This window comes from Vibrio sp. 2134-1 (assembly GCF_033339495.1).
In genome coordinates, this window is record NZ_JAWOUS010000934.1 from 1 (window position 1) to 522 (window position 522).

Consider the following 522-nt stretch of genomic DNA (forward strand, 5'->3'; position numbering starts at 1 on the left):
AACGCAATGCGTATGGCCGCTCTGATGAAGATTCAGAACATCCAAGTGTACACTCACGACTCTATCGGTCTTGGCGAAGATGGCCCAACTCACCAACCAGTTGAACAAATCGCGTCTCTACGTTTGACTCCAAACATGAACACATGGCGTCCATGTGACCAAGTTGAGTCTGCTGTAGCATGGAAACTAGCGATTGAACGTAAAGATGCACCAACAGCACTTATCTTCTCTCGTCAAAACCTAGCGCAACAACCACGTAGCGCTGAGCAAGTTGCAGACATCGCGAAAGGTGGTTACATCCTGAAAGACAGCGATGGCAAACCTGAGCTAATCCTAATCGCAACAGGTTCTGAAGTTGAGTTAGCAGTGAAAGCCGCTGAACAACTAACCGCAGAAGGTAAGAAAGTACGCGTTGTTTCAATGCCATCAACAGATGCATTCGACAAACAAGACGCAGCTTACCGTGAAGCAGTTCTACCATCAGACGTAACAGCACGTATCGCTATTGAAGCGGGCATCGCA

General features: G+C 47.9%; 1 protein-coding gene. It reads left to right on the forward strand.

Features of this window, described 5'->3' with window-relative positions; genetic code table 11:
- Window positions 1-522: transketolase-like TK C-terminal-containing protein (locus tag R7R78_RS29340; protein WP_318119893.1), on the forward strand; the 522-nt coding region annotated here is incomplete at both ends.